Below are 2504 nucleotides of genomic sequence, written 5' to 3'. Positions count from 1 at the left end.
TGCTTTGTGGTCAAGTCCTCGGCCTATTAGTACCGGTCAGCTCCACACGTTACCATGCTTCCACACCCGGCCTATCAACCCGGTCGTCTACCGGGAGCCTTAACCCCTCACAGGGTGGGAGACCTCATCTCAAGGCGAGCTTCCCGCTTAGATGCTTTCAGCGGTTATCCCTTCCGAACGTAGCCAACCAGCCGTGCACCTGGCGGTACAACTGGCACACCAGAGGTTCGTCCGTCCCGGTCCTCTCGTACTAGGGACAGCTCCTTTCAAGTCTCCTACGCGCGCAGCGGATAGGGACCGAACTGTCTCGCGACGTTCTAAACCCAGCTCGCGTACCGCTTTAATGGGCGAACAGCCCAACCCTTGGGACCTACTCCAGCCCCAGGATGCGACGAGCCGACATCGAGGTGCCAAACCATCCCGTCGATATGGACTCTTGGGGAAGATCAGCCTGTTATCCCCGGGGTACCTTTTAGCCGTTGAGCGACACCGCTTCCACACGCCGATGCCGGATCACTAGTCCCAGCTTTCGCTCCTGCTCGACCCGTCAGTCTCACAGTCAAGCTCCCTTGTGCACTTACACTCAACACCTGATTACCAACCAGGCTGAGGGAACCTTTGGGCGCCTCCGTTACCCTTTAGGAGGCAACCGCCCCAGTTAAACTACCCACCAGACACTGTCCCCGATCCGGATCACGGACCAGAGTTAGACGTTCAAAACGACCAGAGTGGTATTTCACCAATGACTCCACCCGAACTAGCGTCCGAGCTTCCCAGTCTCCCACCTATCCTACACAAGACGCTCCAAACGCCAATGTCAAGCTGTAGTGAAGGTCCCGGGGTCTTTCCGTCCTGCTGCGCGTAACGAGCATCTTTACTCGTAGTGCAATTTCGCCGGGTCTGCGGTTGAGACAGCGGGGAAGTCGTTACGCCATTCGTGCAGGTCGGAACTTACCCGACAAGGAATTTCGCTACCTTAGGATGGTTATAGTTACCACCGCCGTTTACCGGCGCTTAAGTTCTCACCTTCGCCGACTCACGCCAGCTAAGCAGTCCCCTTAACGTTCCGGCACCGGGCAGGCGTCAGTCCGTATACATCGTCTTACGACTTCGCACGGACCTGTGTTTTTAGTAAACAGTCGCTTCCCCCTGGCCACTGCGACCCCCACCAGCTCCAGATGCAAGACCTATCACCAGCAGAGGCCCCCCTTCTCCCGAAGTTACGGGGGCAATTTGCCGAGTTCCTTAACCACAGTTCACCCGATCGCCTTAGTATTCTCTACCTGACCACCTGAGTCGGTTTAGGGTACGGGCCGCCACAACACTCACTAGAGGCTTTTCTCGGCAGCATAGGATCATCCACTTCACCACAATCGGCTCGGCATCACACCTCAGGCACAAAAGACGCGGATTTACCTACGTCCCGCCCTACATGCTTACCCCAGGACAACCATCGCCTGGGCTGGACTACCTTCCTGCGTCACCCCATCGCTTACCTACTACCCCATCAGGCCGAGCGTTCAGTCTAACATCCCCTCCGAAGAGACGACTGACTTAAGGACTCTTAGTATCAAGGGGTTCAGTATGGGCGCATTGAAGCGGGTACGGGAATATCAACCCGTTATCCATCGACTACGCCTGTCGGCCTCGCCTTAGGCCCCGACTTACCCTGGGCGGATTAACCTGGCCCAGGAACCCTTGGTCATCCGGCGCGAGGGTTTCTCACCCTCGATTCGCTACTCATGCCTGCATTCTCACTCGCACAGCCTCCACAACTAGATCACTCCGCTGCTTCACCGGCTGCACGACGCTCCCCTACCCACCAACAAAACCTAAGCCTTGCCAGTGCCACGACTTCGGCGATGTGCTTGAGCCCCGCTACATTGTCGGCGCGGAATCACTTGACCAGTGAGCTATTACGCACTCTTTCAAGGATGGCTGCTTCTAAGCCAACCTCCTGGTTGTCTCTGCGACTCCACATCCTTTCCCACTTAGCACACGCTTAGGGGCCTTAGTCGGTGATCTGGGCTGTTTCCCTCTCGACTACGAACCTTATCGCCCGCAGTCTCACTGCCACGCTCTCACTTACCGGCATTCGGAGTTTGGCTGACGTCAGTAACCTTGTCGGGCCCATCAGCCATCCAGTGCTCTACCTCCGGCAAGAAACACGCAACGCTGCACCTAAATGCATTTCGGGGAGAACCAGCTATCACGGAGTTTGATTGGCCTTTCACCCCTACACACAGATCATCCCCCAGGTTTTCAACCCTGGTGGGTTCGGTCCTCCACCCAGTCTTACCTGAGCTTCAACCTGCCCATGCGTAGATCACTCCGCTTCGGGTCTACAGCATGCGACTCAAACGCCCTCTTCAGACTCGCTTTCGCTACGGCTCCCCCACACGGGTTAACCTCGCCACACACCATAACTCGCAGGCTCATTCTTCAAAAGGCACGCAGTCACATCACACAAGAGCCCAAAGACTCCTGCAAGCTCCTACGGCTTG

General features: G+C 56.7%; 1 rRNA gene (cut by a window edge). It reads right to left on the bottom strand.

Going from position 1 to position 2504, the window contains the following annotated elements:
- Positions 1-6: 6 nt before the first annotated feature.
- A 23S ribosomal RNA gene (locus E1267_RS42535) occupies positions 7-2504 on the bottom strand (it continues 612 nt past the right edge of the window).

Origin of the sequence: Nonomuraea longispora (assembly GCF_004348345.1) — a bacterium.
Taxonomy (GTDB): Bacteria; Actinomycetota; Actinomycetes; order Streptosporangiales; family Streptosporangiaceae; genus Nonomuraea; species Nonomuraea longispora.
The sequence above is the reverse complement of the archived record's forward strand: the minus strand, read 5'-3'. Positions and strand labels throughout refer to the sequence as shown.